Origin of the sequence: Marinobacter xiaoshiensis (genome assembly GCF_031631795.1) — a bacterium.
Classification (GTDB): Bacteria; Pseudomonadota; Gammaproteobacteria; order Pseudomonadales; family Oleiphilaceae; genus Marinobacter; species Marinobacter xiaoshiensis.
Map to the genome: position 1 here is coordinate 138,903 of NZ_JAVMBO010000007.1, position 16,512 is coordinate 155,414.

At 53.9% G+C, this 16,512-nt stretch carries 15 protein-coding genes; 6 read left to right on the forward strand and 9 right to left on the reverse strand.

Annotation, left to right across the window (positions count from 1 at the left end; genetic code table 11):
* Window positions 1-11: 11 nt before the first annotated feature.
* The 5 genes from bioD (at window position 12) to RKA07_RS04475 (ending at window position 5,901) form a co-directional block, all read left to right on the forward strand.
* Window positions 12-704, forward strand: a complete 693-nt coding sequence (gene bioD, locus RKA07_RS04455; RefSeq protein WP_310965672.1) for a dethiobiotin synthase — start codon at window positions 12-14, stop codon at window positions 702-704.
* A 51-nt stretch (window positions 705-755) separates the two neighbouring features.
* On the forward strand, window positions 756-1,001 hold the full coding sequence (locus RKA07_RS04460) for a flagellar biosynthesis protein FlgE (RefSeq protein ID WP_200202550.1): 246 nt from the start codon (window positions 756-758) through the stop codon (window positions 999-1,001).
* Window positions 1,002-1,012: 11 nt separating this feature from the next.
* Window positions 1,013-1,780, forward strand: a complete 768-nt coding sequence (locus RKA07_RS04465) for a putative metalloprotease CJM1_0395 family protein (RefSeq protein ID WP_310965673.1) — start codon at window positions 1,013-1,015, stop codon at window positions 1,778-1,780.
* A 318-nt stretch (window positions 1,781-2,098) separates the two neighbouring features.
* Window positions 2,099-3,898: an acyl-CoA dehydrogenase C-terminal domain-containing protein gene (locus RKA07_RS04470; protein WP_200202549.1), complete on the forward strand. Its 1,800-nt coding sequence runs from the start codon at window positions 2,099-2,101 to the stop codon at window positions 3,896-3,898.
* Window positions 3,899-4,104: 206 nt separating this feature from the next.
* On the forward strand, window positions 4,105-5,901 hold the full coding sequence (locus RKA07_RS04475) for an acyl-CoA dehydrogenase C-terminal domain-containing protein (protein ID WP_200202548.1): 1,797 nt from the start codon (window positions 4,105-4,107) through the stop codon (window positions 5,899-5,901).
* Between the two features lie 87 nt (window positions 5,902-5,988).
* On the opposite strand, the gene RKA07_RS04480 is transcribed toward RKA07_RS04475, so the two are convergent.
* The 5 genes from RKA07_RS04480 to leuS form a co-directional block, all read right to left on the reverse strand.
* Window positions 5,989-6,624, reverse strand: a complete 636-nt coding sequence (locus RKA07_RS04480) for an endonuclease (RefSeq protein WP_200369078.1) — start codon at window positions 6,622-6,624, stop codon at window positions 5,989-5,991.
* A gap of 145 nt (window positions 6,625-6,769) precedes the next feature.
* Window positions 6,770-7,033, reverse strand: coding sequence for a hypothetical protein (locus tag RKA07_RS04485; RefSeq protein WP_200202546.1), 264 nt, complete (start codon window positions 7,031-7,033; stop codon window positions 6,770-6,772).
* 110 nt (window positions 7,034-7,143) lie between these two features.
* On the reverse strand, window positions 7,144-8,151 hold the full coding sequence (gene holA, locus RKA07_RS04490) for a DNA polymerase III subunit delta (RefSeq protein ID WP_200369080.1): 1,008 nt from the start codon (window positions 8,149-8,151) through the stop codon (window positions 7,144-7,146).
* The gene (locus tag RKA07_RS04495) at window positions 8,148-8,735 is read right to left on the reverse strand and encodes an LPS-assembly lipoprotein LptE (RefSeq protein ID WP_310965674.1); all 588 of its coding nucleotides are present in this window, start codon (window positions 8,733-8,735) and stop codon (window positions 8,148-8,150) included. Before RKA07_RS04495 ends, holA begins: the two co-directional genes overlap by 4 nt.
* 1 nt (window position 8,736) lies before the next feature.
* Window positions 8,737-11,322 carry a leucine--tRNA ligase gene (gene leuS / locus RKA07_RS04500; protein WP_200369588.1) on the reverse strand — a complete coding sequence of 862 codons (2,586 nt, stop codon included), beginning with the start codon at window positions 11,320-11,322 and terminating at the stop codon, window positions 8,737-8,739.
* A gap of 260 nt (window positions 11,323-11,582) precedes the next feature.
* Here leuS and RKA07_RS04505 point away from each other — a divergent pair, with 260 nt between their 5' ends.
* Window positions 11,583-12,131, forward strand: a complete 549-nt coding sequence (locus RKA07_RS04505; protein ID WP_200202543.1) for a zinc ribbon-containing protein — start codon at window positions 11,583-11,585, stop codon at window positions 12,129-12,131.
* A gap of 175 nt (window positions 12,132-12,306) precedes the next feature.
* Here RKA07_RS04505 and lnt read toward each other — a convergent pair whose 3' ends face one another.
* Genes lnt through RKA07_RS04525 form a run of 4 tightly spaced genes read right to left on the reverse strand, consistent with a single transcriptional unit; the run spans window position 12,307 to window position 16,157 of the window.
* A complete protein-coding gene (lnt, locus tag RKA07_RS04510) occupies window positions 12,307-13,857 on the reverse strand; it encodes an apolipoprotein N-acyltransferase (protein ID WP_310965675.1) in 1,551 nt (516 codons plus the stop codon).
* Window positions 13,847-14,695, reverse strand: a complete 849-nt coding sequence (locus RKA07_RS04515) for a CorC family transporter (RefSeq protein WP_200202541.1) — start codon at window positions 14,693-14,695, stop codon at window positions 13,847-13,849. Before RKA07_RS04515 ends, lnt begins: the two co-directional genes overlap by 11 nt.
* A complete protein-coding gene (gene ybeY / locus RKA07_RS04520; protein WP_310965677.1) occupies window positions 14,692-15,165 on the reverse strand; it encodes an rRNA maturation RNase YbeY in 474 nt (157 codons plus the stop codon). Before ybeY ends, RKA07_RS04515 begins: the two co-directional genes overlap by 4 nt.
* Window positions 15,162-16,157, reverse strand: a complete 996-nt coding sequence (locus RKA07_RS04525) for a PhoH family protein (protein ID WP_200202539.1) — start codon at window positions 16,155-16,157, stop codon at window positions 15,162-15,164. Before RKA07_RS04525 ends, ybeY begins: the two co-directional genes overlap by 4 nt.
* Between the last annotated feature and the right edge of the window lie 355 nt (window positions 16,158-16,512).

Here is a 16,512-nt window from a genome sequence, read left to right on the forward strand (position 1 = left end):
GACTGGCTTTTATGGCTAAAAAAACATTTTTTGTGACAGGAACAGATACCGGCGTTGGCAAGACCATGGTGTCTGCTGCAATTCTGGAAGCCGCCAAAGCGGCCGGCAAGCGCACCTTGGGTATGAAGCCTATTGCCTCGGGCTGTGATAACACACCTGAGGGGTTGCGGAATGACGATGCGCTGATGCTCCAGCGCGCGGCCACGGAAGCTCTCGCTTACGATCTTGTGAACCCCATCGCTCTGGAGCCGGCCATAGCGCCCCATGTGGCAGCCGTGCAAGCCGGACGAGTTGTAACGGCTGGACGGTTGGTTGGCTTCTGCCGTGGCATGCAGATGCGGCCAGCGGATCTTTTGCTCATTGAAGGTGCCGGTGGCTGGCGAGTGCCGCTGAATGACCGGGAAACCTACTCGGCGGTGCCTCGGGAGTTGGGGGTGCCTGTGATTTTAGTGGTTTCGCTAAAGCTGGGATGTATTAATCATGCATTGTTAACAGCAGAAGCAATTCTTAATGATGGGTTGGTGTTGGCTGGATGGGTCGCGAACCGAGCTGAACCCGTTGCAATGAGCTGTGAGCAGGAAACCCTGAGCTATTTGACAGAGCAACTCCCGGTCCCTTGTCTTGGAGTAATGCCCTGGATTGTGACTGCCAATCCCAAAACCTTGAGTGAGTATCTCAACATTGATTCATTGTTTGAAAATTGATCAATAATATGGCCTAATGGTGTCAATTAATGGTCACGGGAAACCGCAGTCATGATCAATAATACACTCGCAATTGGTATGCAAGGCATTCAGGACGGCATGTACGGCATGGAAAACGCCGCCCGAAAAATCGCCCGTGCCGGTGTTGATGGCCCTCAAGGTAGCGCCGAAACCGGAAGCAGCCTGATTGAACCGATCATCGACCTCAAGCTATACGAACGCAGCGTTGAGGCGTCAGCACAGGTGGTAAAAGTTGCTGATGAAACCCTTGGTACTCTGCTCGACATAATGGTCTGAGCACTGTTTCCGTGAGCCCACTTTCTTCGCTCCCTCCGATATCAAGCTACTCTAGCAGGAGTGGCTCTGGCAGCGCCTCGGCCGTCCGTGAATCACGCAATACTGGCAAAGCAAATGGTGAGGCGCCTGCAGAAACCGGCAGTCAATCTGTTCGTGCGGCCGATGAAAACCAGGCTGTGGGCGCAAACCGCAAGCCAGCAGAAGCTGATGCCTCTGATAAAAAAGTCGGTGGTCTGGATGAGGCGGAACTGAAAGAGCTAACCGAACTCAAAGCTCGGGACCGTGAAGTGCGCGCTCATGAAGCTGCACATCAGGCAGTTGGCGGTCAGTATGCGGGAGCCATGTCGCTTTCCTATCAGCGGGGGCCGGATGGGGCCCAGTACGCGGTGGGTGGCGAAGTATCGATTGATATGTCTCCCGTCAACGGCGATCCTCAGGCAACCATCGAGAAAATGCGGGTCGTGCGTTCAGCGGCGATGGCTCCGGCAGAGCCCTCTGGCCAGGATCGTGCTGTAGCCGCTCAGGCGATGCAGGTTATGCTGCAGGCTCAGTCAGAGCTTGCCCTGGAGCAGGAATCCTCGGAGTCCGGCGCAGAAAAGCCTGTGAAGGAAAGTGAGGATGCATCATCTGATTCCGGGCAGGTTGAAGGTTCCCGGGGTGATACCTCCGAGTCATTGCCCAGGGCCGCTCAACTGGCCAGAAATGCCTATCAGGATATTGCAGGGTTCGGGCCAGAGCGAGCCTCCCCAGGGGATGGGTTTCTACCCATTTCGGTCTGAATTTATCATCTGTTAGCCTGCTATTAACGTGGGCGCCCACCACTACTCTTCCTGGAATGCCAGAATCAATACGGGGCCCTGTAAACGCCGGTGCGTGTTGAGTTTTTGGGTAGGGTTTGAGCCGTTCCCGTCTACTTTGGTGACCAAACTCTACACAAATTATTCACCCGGCTATTGACAATTCTGTGCCTCTAAACGTATGTTTCAAACAAGTGTTTAATTAATGCTGCAGCGCCTCTTGTTGCAGTGTCTGAGCAAACCCAAGGCCGCGAGCTGTTATTACTTTTTCAGCCAAGACCGAAAACCGAGGTGGTTTAAATGCCTGAGTACAAAGCGCCCCTGCGTGATATCAAATTCGTAATGAACGAGCTGCTCGACAGCGAGACCCACTACGCCAATCTGGAAGGGGCTGAAGACGCAACTCCGGATATGGTTGATGCCATTATCCAGGAAGGTGCAAAGTTTGCTGAACAGGTACTGTCACCGCTGAACCCGGTAGGCGACAGAGAAGGCTGCATATGGAGCGAAGATGGTGTTAAAACACCGACTGGCTTCAAAGAAGCTTATGACAAGTATGTTGAAGGCGGCTGGCCTTCACTGGCGGCTGATCCCAATTACGGCGGTCAGGGCCTGCCCGATTCTCTGGGCATCGTGATGAGCGAGTTGAACGGTACCGCTAACTGGTCATGGGGCATGTACCCTGGTCTGAGCCATGGCGCTATCAACACCGTTGAAGCGCACGGTACCGAAGAGCAGAAACAAACCTATCTCACCAAAATGATCAGCGGTGAGTGGACGGGCACTATGTGCCTGACAGAAGCCCACTGCGGCTCGGATCTGGGTACTCTGCGTACCAAGGCAGAGCCTAATGCAGACGGCTCTTACAGCATTACCGGCACCAAGATTTTCATCTCTGCCGGCGAACATGACATGACCGACAATATCATTCACATTGTTCTGGCTCGTCTGCCGGGCGCACCTGAAGGTACCAAGGGCATCTCATTGTTCATCGTACCCAAGTGCCTGCCTGCAGAAGACGGATCTGCTGGTGAGCGTAACGCAGTATCCTGTGGCTCTATTGAGCACAAAATGGGTATCCACGGTAATGCTACCTGTGTCATGAACTTTGACGGCGCCAAGGGTTGGCTGATCGGGCCTGAGAACCGCGGCCTGAACTGCATGTTTACCTTCATGAACGTAGCCCGTATCGGTACTGCTATTCAGGGCTTGGGTGCTGCTGAAATGGGCTTCCAGGGATCCCTGGCATACGCCAAAGATCGTCTGGCCATGCGCTCACTGAGTGGCCCCAAAAATCCGGAAGGCTATGCCGACCCGATTATTGTGCACCCGGATGTGCGTCGTATGCTGCTGACTCAGAAAGCCGTTGCAGAAGGCGCCCGTGCACTGATCTACCTGACTGCACAGAAGGCGGACCTCGTTGGACGTGGCAAAACAGACGAAGAGCGTAAAGAAGCAGACGAAGCGCTGGGCTTCCTGACCCCGATCGCCAAGGCTTTCCTGACCGAAATCGGTTACGAAGCAGCGAACCTGGGTATGCAGGTATTTGGTGGTCACGGTTTTATCTCCGAGTGGGGCATGGAGCAGAACGTGCGTGATGCCCGTATTGGCATGATCTACGAAGGCACCACTGGTATTCAGGCGCTTGACCTGCTGGGCCGTAAGGTTCTGATGACCCAGGGCGAGTCTCTAAAGGGCTTTACCAAGCAGGTTCACACCTTCTGCAAGGAAAATGCCGACAACGAGCAGCTGAAACAGTTTGTCGAGCCGCTTGCGGCGATCAACAAGGAGTGGGGCGATCTGACCATGAAAGTGGGCATGGCTGCCATGAAGAACCGTGAAGAAGTTGGTGCTGCATCGGTTGATTATCTGATGTACTCCGGCTACGCAGTCTTTGCATACCTGTGGGCCCGCATGGCCAAGATTGCCCAGGACAAGCTGGATGCGGGTACAAGCGAAGAAGCCTTCTACAAGGCCAAGCTGCAGACTGCACGCTTCTACTTCACCCGTATGCTGCCGCGTACCAAGACGCACGCTGTAACCATGCTGGCCGGAGCTGACACTCTGCTGGATATGCCGGAAGAAGCTTTCGCGTTCTGATTTACCAGGGCGTTTAAGGTTAACCGGTAACAAAAAGCCCGTGCTCTCAGGAGCCGGGCTTTTTTCATGAGTTGCGGTTGATTTTGGGGTAGAATACCTGCCCCTAAAACATGAGAAGGTCGGACACCCGGCCCTGGCAGGCGACTTGGCTTTTCTGATTTAGCCGCTTGCACCGACAGATTGATTGTGGAACCTGGAGAGTTTAAATGGCCGATTATCAGGCGCCTTTGCGCGACATGCGTTTTGTATTGAACGAAGTATTTGATGCCCCTGCGCTATGGGCATCCCTGCCAAAAGTAGCAGAGAACGTTGATCCGGAAACTGCCGATGCGATTCTTGAAGAGGCCGGCAAAATTACCAGTGGTGTGCTTGCGCCACTAAACCGCGAAGCGGACGAGCAGGGTAGCCAGTGGAACAACGGCGAAGTAACCTCACCGGATGGCTTTAAAGAAGCCTACCAGACTATTGTTGAGGGTGGCTGGAATGGCCTTGGTGGCAACACTGAGTTTGGCGGCATGGGTATGCCTAAAACTCTGGTGGCACAATTTGAAGAGATGATGCAGGGCGCAAACATGTCGTTCGGCTTGGCGCCAATGCTGACCGCCGGTGCTTGCTTGGCACTGGATGCGCACGGTAGCCAGGAGCTGAAAGAAAAGTATTTGCCCAATATGTACTCGGGTGTTTGGGCAGGCGCCATGGATCTGACAGAGCCTCATGCAGGAACAGACCTGGGCATTATCCGCAGCAAGGCTGAACCCAATGGCGACGGCTCCTTTAACGTGACTGGCACCAAGATTTTTATTACTTGGGGCGAGCACGACATGGCTGAAAACATTATTCACTTGGTGCTTGCCAAGCTGCCAGATGCTCCGAAAGGGCCAAAAGGCATTTCGCTGTTCCTTGTTCCCAAGTTCATGGTGAACGACGACGGGTCCTTGGGTGAGCGTAACAGCTTCAGCTGTGGTTCCATCGAGAAAAAGATGGGCATCAAAGGCTCCGCTACCTGCGTCATGAACTTTGACGGTGCTAAAGGCTGGCTTGTAGGTGAGGAGAACAAAGGGCTGAACGCCATGTTCACCATGATGAATTACGAGCGTTTGGGCGTGGGTATCCAGGGCATCGGTGCAGCAGAGGCTTCCCTGCAGAATGCAGTGGAATATGCCAAGGATCGTATCCAGAGCCGTGCGCCTACTGGAGCACAGCAGCCGGAAAAAGCAGCAGACCCTATTCTGGTGCACCCGGACGTTCGGCGCATGTTGCTCACCATGAAGAGCTATGTCGAAGGCGGCCGTGCTTTTTCTACCTATGTGGCGCAGTGGCTGGACATTTCCAAGTATGCCGACGCTGCAGAAGTGGATCGCCGTAAGCATGCTGAAGGCATGGTTGCACTGCTTACACCGGTTGCAAAAGCGTTCCTGACCGACCGTGGCCTGGAAGCCTGTATTCTGGGTCAGCAGGTGTTTGGTGGTCACGGCTTCATTCGTGAATGGGGTCAGGAGCAGTTGGTTCGTGACTGCCGGATTACCCAGATCTACGAAGGCACTAACGGTATCCAGGCGCTGGACCTGATGGGCCGTAAGGTGGTTGGTAGCCAGGGCAAACTGTATGAGCTTTTTGCGGAAGATGTCGCTGCCTTCATCGAAGAGAACAGCAGTGAAGAAAGTCTACGCCCTTACCTTGAGCCACTTGCGGCTGCGTTCGAGCGTTTGTCTGACGTGACCGAGCACGTTATCAAGCAGGCTTCGGATAATCCTGATGCCGTTGGCGCAGCCTCAGTGGACTATCTCGATCTGTTCGGGATGACTGCTGTGGGTTATATGTGGGCACGTATTGTGAAGGCTGCAGCACCGAAGGCTGGCGATGACACATCTGGTTTCTATAGTGGCAAGCTGAAAACAGCGCGTTTCTATTATGATCGCCTGTTGCCGAAAACCGTTTCTCTTGCGGAAAGTATTCGCAGCGGAAGTGACTCTATGATGGCGCATACCGCCGATGAGTTTTGATTACTGAAAGCAGGAAGGTGAGGCGGCTCTTCAGATGACGCCTCTGAGTAAATAAAAAAAGCAGGCCTCAGTGCCTGCTTTTTTTATTTAAAGACGTTCCATTCGGCTTGGATCAGTGATGTAGGGGTTCTCATTGCCCTGAATCTCCGCTATCCGCTTATGCCGGGAGAGCTCCCTGTCGTCTGGTGGATCTGCCCGGTTCCAGCCCTGGAATACCTGGGCAGACCCTAACCAGGGAAGGCCGTAGGTGCCAACCATGTAGCCCATGCTCCGGGCGACATCGCCTTTCACTTTTGGAGGCGGCTCAAAGAAAACGCTGCTCTCCCGTATGCCACAATCGTCTTCCTTGATCAGGGCCCCAAGCTCTTCGTAGCGGGCATTGCGGCGCCGAAGTTCTGTGCGGTTCCGTACTGGAACCATGTTATGAAGGTCGGAGGCAATCTGACGGTAACGGTTGTCTTGCTCGCATTGGCGAGTTGTGCCGCAGGAAAGGGCGTTGCGGATGTCCGCGAGTGGGTAAATATAGCCTTGAGTCAGCATGAAACCTTTGGTGGAAAACTGCTCATCGCAGAAAAACGACTTGCCGCCATCTGCATACAGATTTCCCCAGAACTGTTCCTCGATGACGGTCTTCGGGTCGCTGAAACGGGTGTTTTGACCAATGACGAAGGTTGCAGTCAGCAGGAGCACCGATGTGCTAAGAAGAAGAAAAATCTTTTTCATATGTCATTAATACCTCTCAGTGTCGGTAAGCGCCTTTTAAAATAATGACGCTCAGCTCACTTATATAGGAATATGACATAAGTTCCCCTAGCACAAGGGGCCTTACCGTAAACAATTGTAGCTATGTGTTAACGGTTTAACATTTTCACATAATTTTATCGCGAATGTTCTGGTAGCTTGATCTCAGATCGTCGCCCAGCTTTTTGACAGTTTGCCGCGCTTCCTGAGATGCGTCGCTGGCTTCATCCATTACTTGGTCAAAGCGCGATTTGAATTTATCCCATTCCTCTTCCAGTTCGTCGAACTCATCTTTTACTTCCTGGCGAGCAAGGTGTAGTTGAACGCGCGCTTCGTCACGGTACTGTTTAATCTTGTCTGAAAGGGTTTTAAGATCTTCTTGAAAGCCCATGGCAGGTACCTTTTTGAATGGTTGGTAAACCTACCATGCGCCCGGTGGCAGGAACCTTCAAGTGGGGGAGGTGCGGGAAGGCTCAATTTAACGATTGGACTTGACCCATGTCAGAATCTGGCGTTCAAAAGTGCCGACATATCGCGCAGGTAGTGCCAAGGGGAAAGCTCGTCAAAGCCTTTCGCAGCGCGGTCAATCTGGCTGCAGAGCTTCAGAGCTTCGTGTAATTGCATGGCGTTTAATCGCCTGGCTGCTTGCTCTAACGCTCGCGCTCGTTGTGGCTGGAAAACACCGCGCTTTTTAAAGAACGCGGAGGGGGTCTCAGCTCTGTTCTCGCCTGTTTTAAGTTCGAGAAGCAGGTTGATATCACGGGTTAATACCGCCAATAGGCCAAGGGGGTTTTCACCCTCCTGCTGCAGCACGCCAATTACTTTTCCGGCATGGGATGCACGACCACTGAGCAGTTCGGTCACCAGTTCAAATCCGTTAAAGCGGGAGCTGTCCTGAACGGCCCGCTCTATGGTTTGTTCATCAATAGTGTCGCCATTGGTCAGGAGGGCTAGCCGGTCCAGTTCCTGGCTGGCTGCCAGCAGGTTCCCCTCCAGCCTCTCTGCCAGCATCGTAAGGGCTCCCCGTGTCAGGTTTAGCCCCTGCTTTTTGGCTCGCTGCTGAAGCCATCCAGGGAATTTGTCCGCGTCTACTGGCCACACCGGCACATGGACACCCTTGGTTTGAAGCTCCTTATACCACTTGCGCCGGGTTTCTGCGGCGTCCAGGCGAGTGCTGATCAGCAGAACGATAATGTCTTCAGGCGGATTTGCAAGGACCTGCTCGAGAACCGTTCGACCATCTCCCAGCTTTCCCGTGGGCAGGCGGATTTCGATTCGGCGCCGATCAGAGAACAGGGACATGGCACTGAATTCATCGGCTACCATGTTCCAGTCAAGCTGTTGATCAGCATGGAAAGTCAGGCGATCGATGAACCCGGCTTCTTTGGCTGCACTTCGGATCTGATCACAGCATTCCTGAACCAACAGGGGTTCGTCTCCGGAGACCAGATAAACCGGTGCCAGGCCTTTCTGGAGCAGCTGTGTTAGTTGGCCTGGATTGGTTTTCATGGTTTGCCAGATTGCGAGTCGGGCGGAGTAGGGGAGCTTTGGTGATTATTCCGGATTTCCTGCAACCGTTTTTCGGTAATCGGTGCAAGGCGGAAGATAATCTGTTGCGCCAGGCGATCGCTCAGCTGTTGCTGCAGGTTCTCTTCCTCTCGCTGTTTGGCGAGCACGTTGGTCTCATCGTATCTGTAGCTCTCAGTCGTTGTGAGGCGCGTGCTGGCGATGACTGGAATGCCATCGCTGCTGACAAGTTCGAGGTCGACGGACTGCCTGAGTGTATATTCAGCAGCAGCTGCCTGAACGGTAATGGCGGAAGCGCGGCGATCCTGTGCAAAGTCACTGATTTTGAGCCGGTAATTTGCGCTCTGCCCTGTCGCCAACTCAATGCCACCCAGTTCAAGCTGTTCCCGGGTGGACTGGCAAAGGGAGGCAGGCACTGGCGATTGGCACACCAGTTCAAGAGGCTCGAGTGCTGATGAAACTGGCGGCGCACCCCGCAGATGAAAGCCACAGGCACTCAGGCTGATAGCCATAGCGCTTGCGGCAATCAGCCTTGCAGTGTCTGTCTTCAGGGTGCGGAGCCACATATCAATTAGCGACCACGTTGACCAGTTTGCCAGGAACAACAATAACTTTGCGAACCGTGGCGCCTTCGATAAAGCGAATAACATTTTCATTTTTCAGTGCTTCGGCTTCCAGGTCGGCCGAATTGATGTCGGCGGGCACGTCAACTTTTGCGCGCACTTTGCCGTTAACCTGAAGAACCACCTGAATCTGGCTTCTAACCATGGCAGATTCATCGGCTACCGGCCAGGTTGCATCAACAACCGGGTTGCTATGGCCCAAGGCATGCCAAAGGGTATGGCAAATGTGAGGCACGATCGGTGCGAGCATTACCACTGCTGTTTCCAGCGCTTCCTGGCGAACAGCACGGGTTTGGGGCTCGTCGTTGTTCAAGCGGCTGACATCGTTCAGCAATTCCATTACTGCAGCAATGGCGGTGTTGAACGTCAGGCGGCGGCTGATGTCGTCACTCACCTTGGTAATGGTTTCATGGGTTTTGCGGCGCAAGTCCTTCTGGGCGTCATTCAGGGCGCCAGGATCGATGGCCGGTGCTGCTCCACCTGCAACCTGCTCGTTTACCAGGCGCCACAGACGCTTGAGGAAGCGATGGGCGCCGTCTACAGCGCTATCAGACCATTCAAGGGACTGTTCTGGCGGGGCTGCAAACATCATGAACAGGCGGACTGTGTCAGCACCATGGGCATCAATAATAGACTGTGGGTCTATGCCGTTGTTTTTCGATTTGGACATCTTGGTTACGCCACCGGCGATAACAGGTTGCCCATCTTCCTTATGCACCGCGCCAATGGCGTGGCCCTTTTCATCCCGCTCCACAACGACATCTGCGGGCGAAATCCAGACCTTGCCGCCCTTGTCGTCTTCACGGTAGTAGGTGTCTGCCAGGACCATGCCTTGGGTCAGCAGTTGCTTGAAAGGCTCTGAACTGTTTACCAGGCCAACATCCCGCAGGAGTTTGTGGAAGAAGCGAGCGTACAGCAGGTGCAGGATGGCGTGCTCTATACCGCCGATATACTGATCTACTGGCAGCCAGTAGTTTGCCGCCGCCGGGTCGAGCATGCCTTTGTCGTAATTCGGGCTGCAGAAACGGGCGTAATACCAGGACGACTCCATGAAGGTGTCGAAGGTATCGGTTTCAAGCGTTGCAGGCTGCCCGTTGAAAGAGGTTTTTGCCCACTCGGGATCGGCCTTGAGAGGAGACAGAACACCATCCATCTCGACATTTTCCGGTAGCCGAACCGGCAACTGGTCATCGGGTACCGGGCGCTGGGTGCCGTCTTCCATAGTCATCATAGGGATGGGAGCACCCCAGTATCGCTGGCGTGAAACACCCCAGTCACGGAGGCGGTAGTTGACCGTGCGCTTGCCAATCCCCTTGTCTTCCAGGTGCTCAGCAATGGCATCAAAGGCTTCGTCACTGGTGAGGCCGCTGTATTTCCCGGACGAAACCAGTACGCCCTTTTCTGTGAAAGCCTTTTCCTGAACGTCAATTTCGCGGCCATCAGTGGCAGCAATTACCTGTTTGACGGGTAGGCGATACTTGAGGGCAAACTCGTGGTCTCGCTCATCATGGCCGGGTACTGCCATCAGTGCGCCGGTGCCGTAATCGGTGAGCACAAAGTTGGCGATCCAAACCGGAATTTCCTCTTGGGTCAGCGGATGGATAGCTTTGAATCCGGTATCAACACCTTTCTTTTCCATGGTGGCCATTTCGGCCTCAGCAATCTTGCTGTTGCGGCACTCATCCACAAATGTGGCTACGTCTGTATGCCGCTCTGCGGCTGCTTTGGCCAGCGGATGCTCTGCGGCTACGGCCATGTAGCTCACGCCCATCAGGGTATCGGGGCGGGTAGTGTAAACCGTGAGACCGTCTTCGCTGTCTTTCAGCGGGAAGGTCAGCTCGGTGCCCACGGATTTACCGATCCAGTTGCGTTGCATGGTCTTGACCTGCTCAGGCCAGCCATCGAGATCGTCCATGTCGTTCAGCAGTTCTTCGGCATAATCGGTAATGCGGATAAACCACTGGGGAATTTTTTTCTGCTCAACGAGAGCGCCTGAACGCCAGCCGCGGCCATCAACCACCTGCTCATTCGCAAGAACGGTCTGGTCCACTGGGTCCCAGTTCACGGTGGACATTTTCTTGTACACCAGGCCTTTTTCGTAAAGGCGAGCGAAGAACCACTGTTCCCAGCGATAGTAATCCGGCTTGCAGGTAGCCAGCTCGCGGCTCCAGTCGTAACCGAAGCCCAGCTGTTTGAGCTGGTTTTTCATGTATTCGATGTTTGCGTAAGTCCACTTGGCCGGTGCCGTTTTGTTGGCAATGGCTGCGTTCTCTGCAGGGAGACCAAACGCGTCCCAGCCCATGGGCTGCATAACGTTCTTGCCTTGCATGCGCTGGTAGCGGGAGATCACGTCGCCGATGGTGTAGTTGCGTACGTGCCCCATGTGCAGCTTGCCGCTGGGGTAGGGGAACATGGACAGGCAGTAGTATTTGGGTTTGTCCGGGTCTTCCCTGACTTCAAAGGTTTTGTTCTCGTCCCAGAAGGTGCGCGCATTGTGTTCAACGTCACGGGGATTGTAGTGCTCGTCCATACCTGCCATTACCAAAGTTACCCTGTATAAAAATGATGTGCGGAGCGGCCGGACATTCTAACGCACACAAGGCGTAACAGGTAGTCTGCCAAAAGCCGAATACTGTGCCATGATGTTTAATATGGCGAAGGTCGCCAGCCGGTGGGTCTCCCCGGAACACGTCGTAAATACGTCCATGTAGGCTTGACTGCAGCATCCATGCTGCAGACAGTTCCAGGGAGACCCACCGGCTGACGCCCCCAAATTATGAGGAGTCCTCAATGACTGAGCCTGAAAGAAGCCATTTATCCGGAAAAGCTCTCGAGGTATACGACCGCATGCTCGAGCGGGTGCAGACTCGTTTGAAAGCTATACAGGAAACCTCGCTGGACACCTTGGAAGAAGAGGTGGAGAAGGCAATAGAAGTTGAGCAAGAACTGGAGGAAATGACCAAGGACGAAATCAGCCTCCTTGGCACCTACCTTCAGAGAGATCTGGAGCATCTCCTGAACTTTGTAGATGAAACCGGCGAGGGGCTTGCGGAATGGTTGCAGCTCGATTTGTCATTGCTGGAACAGCAATTGACCGAGCGCTTGTTGTCGGTTGCCGACCAAACGTTGGTCGATACCGTTGCGCTGCGACAGAAACTCGAAAGCCGTGATGCGGGGCAGTACATCGCTGGTGAAGTCGCAACCGCTGGCATGTTCCAGTGCCTGAATTGTGAGCATATGCTGTGCCTCACATCGACCAGTCATCTGGAACCTTGTGAAGCCTGTGGTTCGCAGTACTACAAGCGGGTTACCAGTCACTGGCCGCGGAAAGAAAGCTGACTCGAGACTCTTGAAGGGGTAGTTCGGGAAGGCTCCTCCGAAGTTTGGGCGGTCGTGGCAGGGGCGGTCTTCAAAACCGTGCGGAGCCATGGATGGCGGAGCCGAGCGTACAGGGAGGTATTCACAGCGTGTTTTGAAGACCGTCCCTGCCATGACCGCTTTCGCCGAAGTGCAGTCAGTTCTTGGGAATAACCCGTTCACGAACAAACACAATCAGAATCAGCGCCAGCGTCAGAACCGGCCAGGAAGCCGCAGCCATATAAGGCGTGCTACCGCTGGCCTTGAACACCTCACCAGTCAGAACAGCCCGCTCAAACTGCGGAATACGCGCCGTAATCTGCCCCTTGTTATCAATGATCGCAGTAACCCCATTGTTGGTGCCGCGAATCATATAACGCCCGGTTTCCAGAGCCCGCATGCGCGCAATCTGCAAATGTTGCAACGGCCCCACAGAATCCCCGAACCAACCATCGTTACTGATCGTCAGCAACAAATCCGAATTGACCGCATTGCGCGCAAGAAAGTCAGGATAAGCCACCTCATAACAAATAAACGGCATCACCTTCGTACCATTGGCGTTTAAAGGCGACTGGTTTTTCGGACCACGGGTAAAGCTCGACATGGGTAAATCAAAAAAGCCGATCAACCCCCGAAGAACCCCCTCAAGAGGGACATATTCGCCAAAGGGCACAAGCTTCTGCTTGTGATAAATACCTTCGCCGTTGCCCATGGCCATAATGCTGTTGTGGTAGGTAAAGCCACCAGCGCGCTCGCTGAAACCGTACCAGGGAATGCCTGTTATCAGCGTACTGTTTTCCCCGAGATTCTCTTCAATGTGATCAATGATTTTCCCCGCCTGATCCTGGGGAATGGGGATTGCCGTCTCCGGCCACAGAATCAGATCAACATCCCAGTAAGGCTCCGTCATGCCCAGATAGGCTACGATCTGGTCTTTCAGAAACTCCGGGTCCCACTTGATCAGCTGCGGAATGTTGCCCTGCATGGCAGCCACAGATGTGGGCTCCGAACTGATGTCTGTCCAGTCGACCCGGTTCAGTGCCGGGGCCGCCAACCACGGGATCAGCGTTATAACAGCAACAATGCCGGCGCTGGTATGGCGCTGCCTGGTTAATAGCCAGCCCGCACCAAAAATAGCGGCGCCGCTGGCAGTGATCAAAAAGGTAAGGCCGTGAACGCCAATTATCGGCGCCATCCCTGCCAGAGGCCCATCAGTATGGGCTGTACCAAGGTACAGCCATGGGAAACCGGTTAACAGCCAGCCACGAAGCCAGTCCCCGAGAATCCAGATGGCAGGGAACAGGATGAGGCGCCGTACGGCACTGGCCTTAGCCAGCTTGCCCCAGAACCAGAATGCGAGAGCCGGAAACAACGCCAGCACCGCCACAAAGGCAGCAGTGAGCAAAACTGAAACCGGTATGGACGTATTTCCGAATTCACTAATGCTGATATAAACCCATGTGGCCCCAGAGCCAAACAGACCAAGGCCCGCCAGCAAGCCCGCAAAGAAAAGCTTCCTCGCCGGCAGTGGAATGCAGACCAGCAGAATCATTAGTGCAGAAATTGGCCCAAGCCACCACAAATGGAAAGGCGAGAAGGTTAGGGTTTGCAAAGCGCCGGCAACCAAAAGGGTTGCCGCGCTATACCAGCGGTTGGAAAGCAATGAAAGGGCTGGGGCAGAAGAGGGTGTTAAATGCTCATGGCTCACTACGGGTTACCTGTAACAGACGGATGACACGGTTATCGGCGTTGGCTATGGTAAAGCGCAAGCCGCCAAATTCAACCGTTTCGCCTCGTCTGGGCAGGTGACCGAATTCCTTTAGTACGACGCCGCCAATGGTATCGAACTCTTCTTCATCAAAACCGGTGTTAAAAAATTCATTGAAGTCGTCGACTGGCGTCACTGCCTTCACGGCATGGGAGCCATCACCTCTAGCCTTGATGTGGGTTTCTTCGTCAAAATCGTGTTCGTCTTCAATTTCCCCGACGATTTGTTCGAGCACGTCTTCAATGGTTACCAAACCGGCCGTACCGCCGTATTCATCCACGACGATGGCCATGTGATTACGGTTTTCCTTGAACTGTTTAAGTAACTGGTTCAGCCGTTTGCTCTCTGGAACAAACGTAGGCGGGCGCAGAAGCTCGCGAACATGAGACCAGTCCATATCATCATCAAGGGCCAGTGGCAGAAGATCTTTGGCGAGAAGGACACCGATGACATCATCCTGGCTGTCGCCAATAACCGGGAAGCGGCTGTGGGCAGACCGGATAACCTCGCCAAGATATTCTTTCGGGTCTTGAGAGGCGCGAACGGTAACCATCTGGGAACGCGGGATCATTATTTCATCCACCCGCATGTCCACCACTTGCATGGCACCTTCGATGATGCTCATGGCATCTGCATCGATTATTTCCTGGGATTCAGCGCTTCTAAGGACTTCCAGAACATCTTCGATGGTCTCTGGTCCGCTGGAGAAGGCGTGTGATATACGCTCCAGCCAAGACTTGTTGGAGCCTTGACTGCGACTCGACTGGTCGTCGCTCATGAGTCTTTTACCGTTTCCTCTGCTTCGTAGGGATTGCCGAACCCAAACTGTGCCAGCAATCGAATTTCCAGGGCCTCCATGGCCTCTGCCTCTTCGTCGTCAATATGGTCATAGCCTTGAAGGTGCAGCATGCCATGAACCACCATGTGTGCCCAATGGGTTGAGAGCTCTTTATGCTGGTCTCTGGCCTCATTTTCAACGACCGGAGCGCAAATAACGAGATCTCCTGCCAATGGCACCGTTATACCGGCTGGCGCTTCAAATGGAAAGGACAACACATTCGTGGGTTTGTCCTTGCCCCGGTACTGGTGGTTCAGTGCCTGGCTTTCCTCAATATCGACAATACGAATCGTGACCTCGGATGGCTCCTCCCCCAGCCAGGCAGTCTGGGCCCACGCTTGAAACAGGGATTCTGCAGGTACACCCGGCCCTTCGAACACGTTTTGAAAATCAACCGTCAGCTCGCTCACTGTGCGCGGCCGCTCCCTTTGCTGTTGCCTTCATCAAGTGAATCGTAGGCTTCCACAATTCGCTGAACCAGAGGGTGACGGACAACATCCTTGGCTTCAAAGCGCGTGAAGCTGATGCCAGTAACGTTTCTCAAAACGCCTGCGGCATGAATCAGCCCTGAATTCTGGCCCTTGGGCAAATCCACTTGGGTGGTATCACCAGTAATCACAGCAGTGGAGCCAAAGCCGATTCGCGTCAGGAACATTTTCATCTGCTCGCGGGTGGTGTTCTGGCTTTCATCCAGAATAATAAACGAGTTATTCAGAGTACGGCCACGCATGAAGGCCAGCGGCGCAATCTCGATCACACTTTTCTCAATCAACCGGGTGACATTCTCAAACCCGAGCATTTCATAGAGTGCGTCGTACAGAGGGCGTAGGTAGGGATCCACCTTCTGAGCCAGATCTCCCGGCAGAAAGCCAAGCTTTTCGCCAGCTTCAACTGCCGGGCGAACCAGAAGAATCCGCTTCACTTGCTCGTCTTTCAGGGCTTCTACTGCACATGCTACAGCGAGCCAGGTCTTACCTGTGCCCGCGGGCCCGATGCCAAAGTTGATGTCGTGGGAGCGTATGCTGTGCACATACTTCTGCTGATTCGCACCGCGGGGTTTGGCTGTGAGCTTGGGGGTTTTGATGATGGTGACTGAGCCGTCGAAAGGAATTTCTTCTGGCAGTCTCTCAAGCCCGGTTTCGCGAATGTACAGGTGCACGGTATCCGGAGAAATGTCTTCGGTGGCCTCGGTTTCCCGGTACAGGTGTCTGATCACTTCCACCGCAGCGGCGACGTTTTCAGTAGCACCTTCAACCCGGAAGTGATGGCCTCGGCGGGTGACGGATACTTGCAGGCGCCGTTCGATGTGTTTTAGGTTTTCATCAAACTGTCCGCAAAGGGTGGTTAGCCTGCGCTGGTCTGCCGGGTGTAGATCGAATTGTCTGGAATCGTTGGTGTTCAAATTTTCTCCGTTTTTACTCCCTTTCGGGAGTACGCATATCAAGCTTGGTTGCTAAGGGAGTGGAGGGGAAACTTCTTTCCAAAAAGCGCCCGTGAATACGTCCATGTAGGGCTCGGTCGGGCCATCCTTGGCCCTCCACGTTTTTGGAAAGAAGTTTCCCCTCCACTCCATCTGGACTATGTGCTGGCCGAAAATTTAAAAACAAGTAGTCGGGTAGCATTTGATAATGTGGTTGTCTACTTCTGAGACTATTTCAGGTGCATTGAAAAGTCCTTGGCATGCCGCACTGAACTATTTCGAGAGTGGTGGTGGCTTCCTCCCAAAAATGTTGGAGGCCAAGGACGGCCGGAAACAA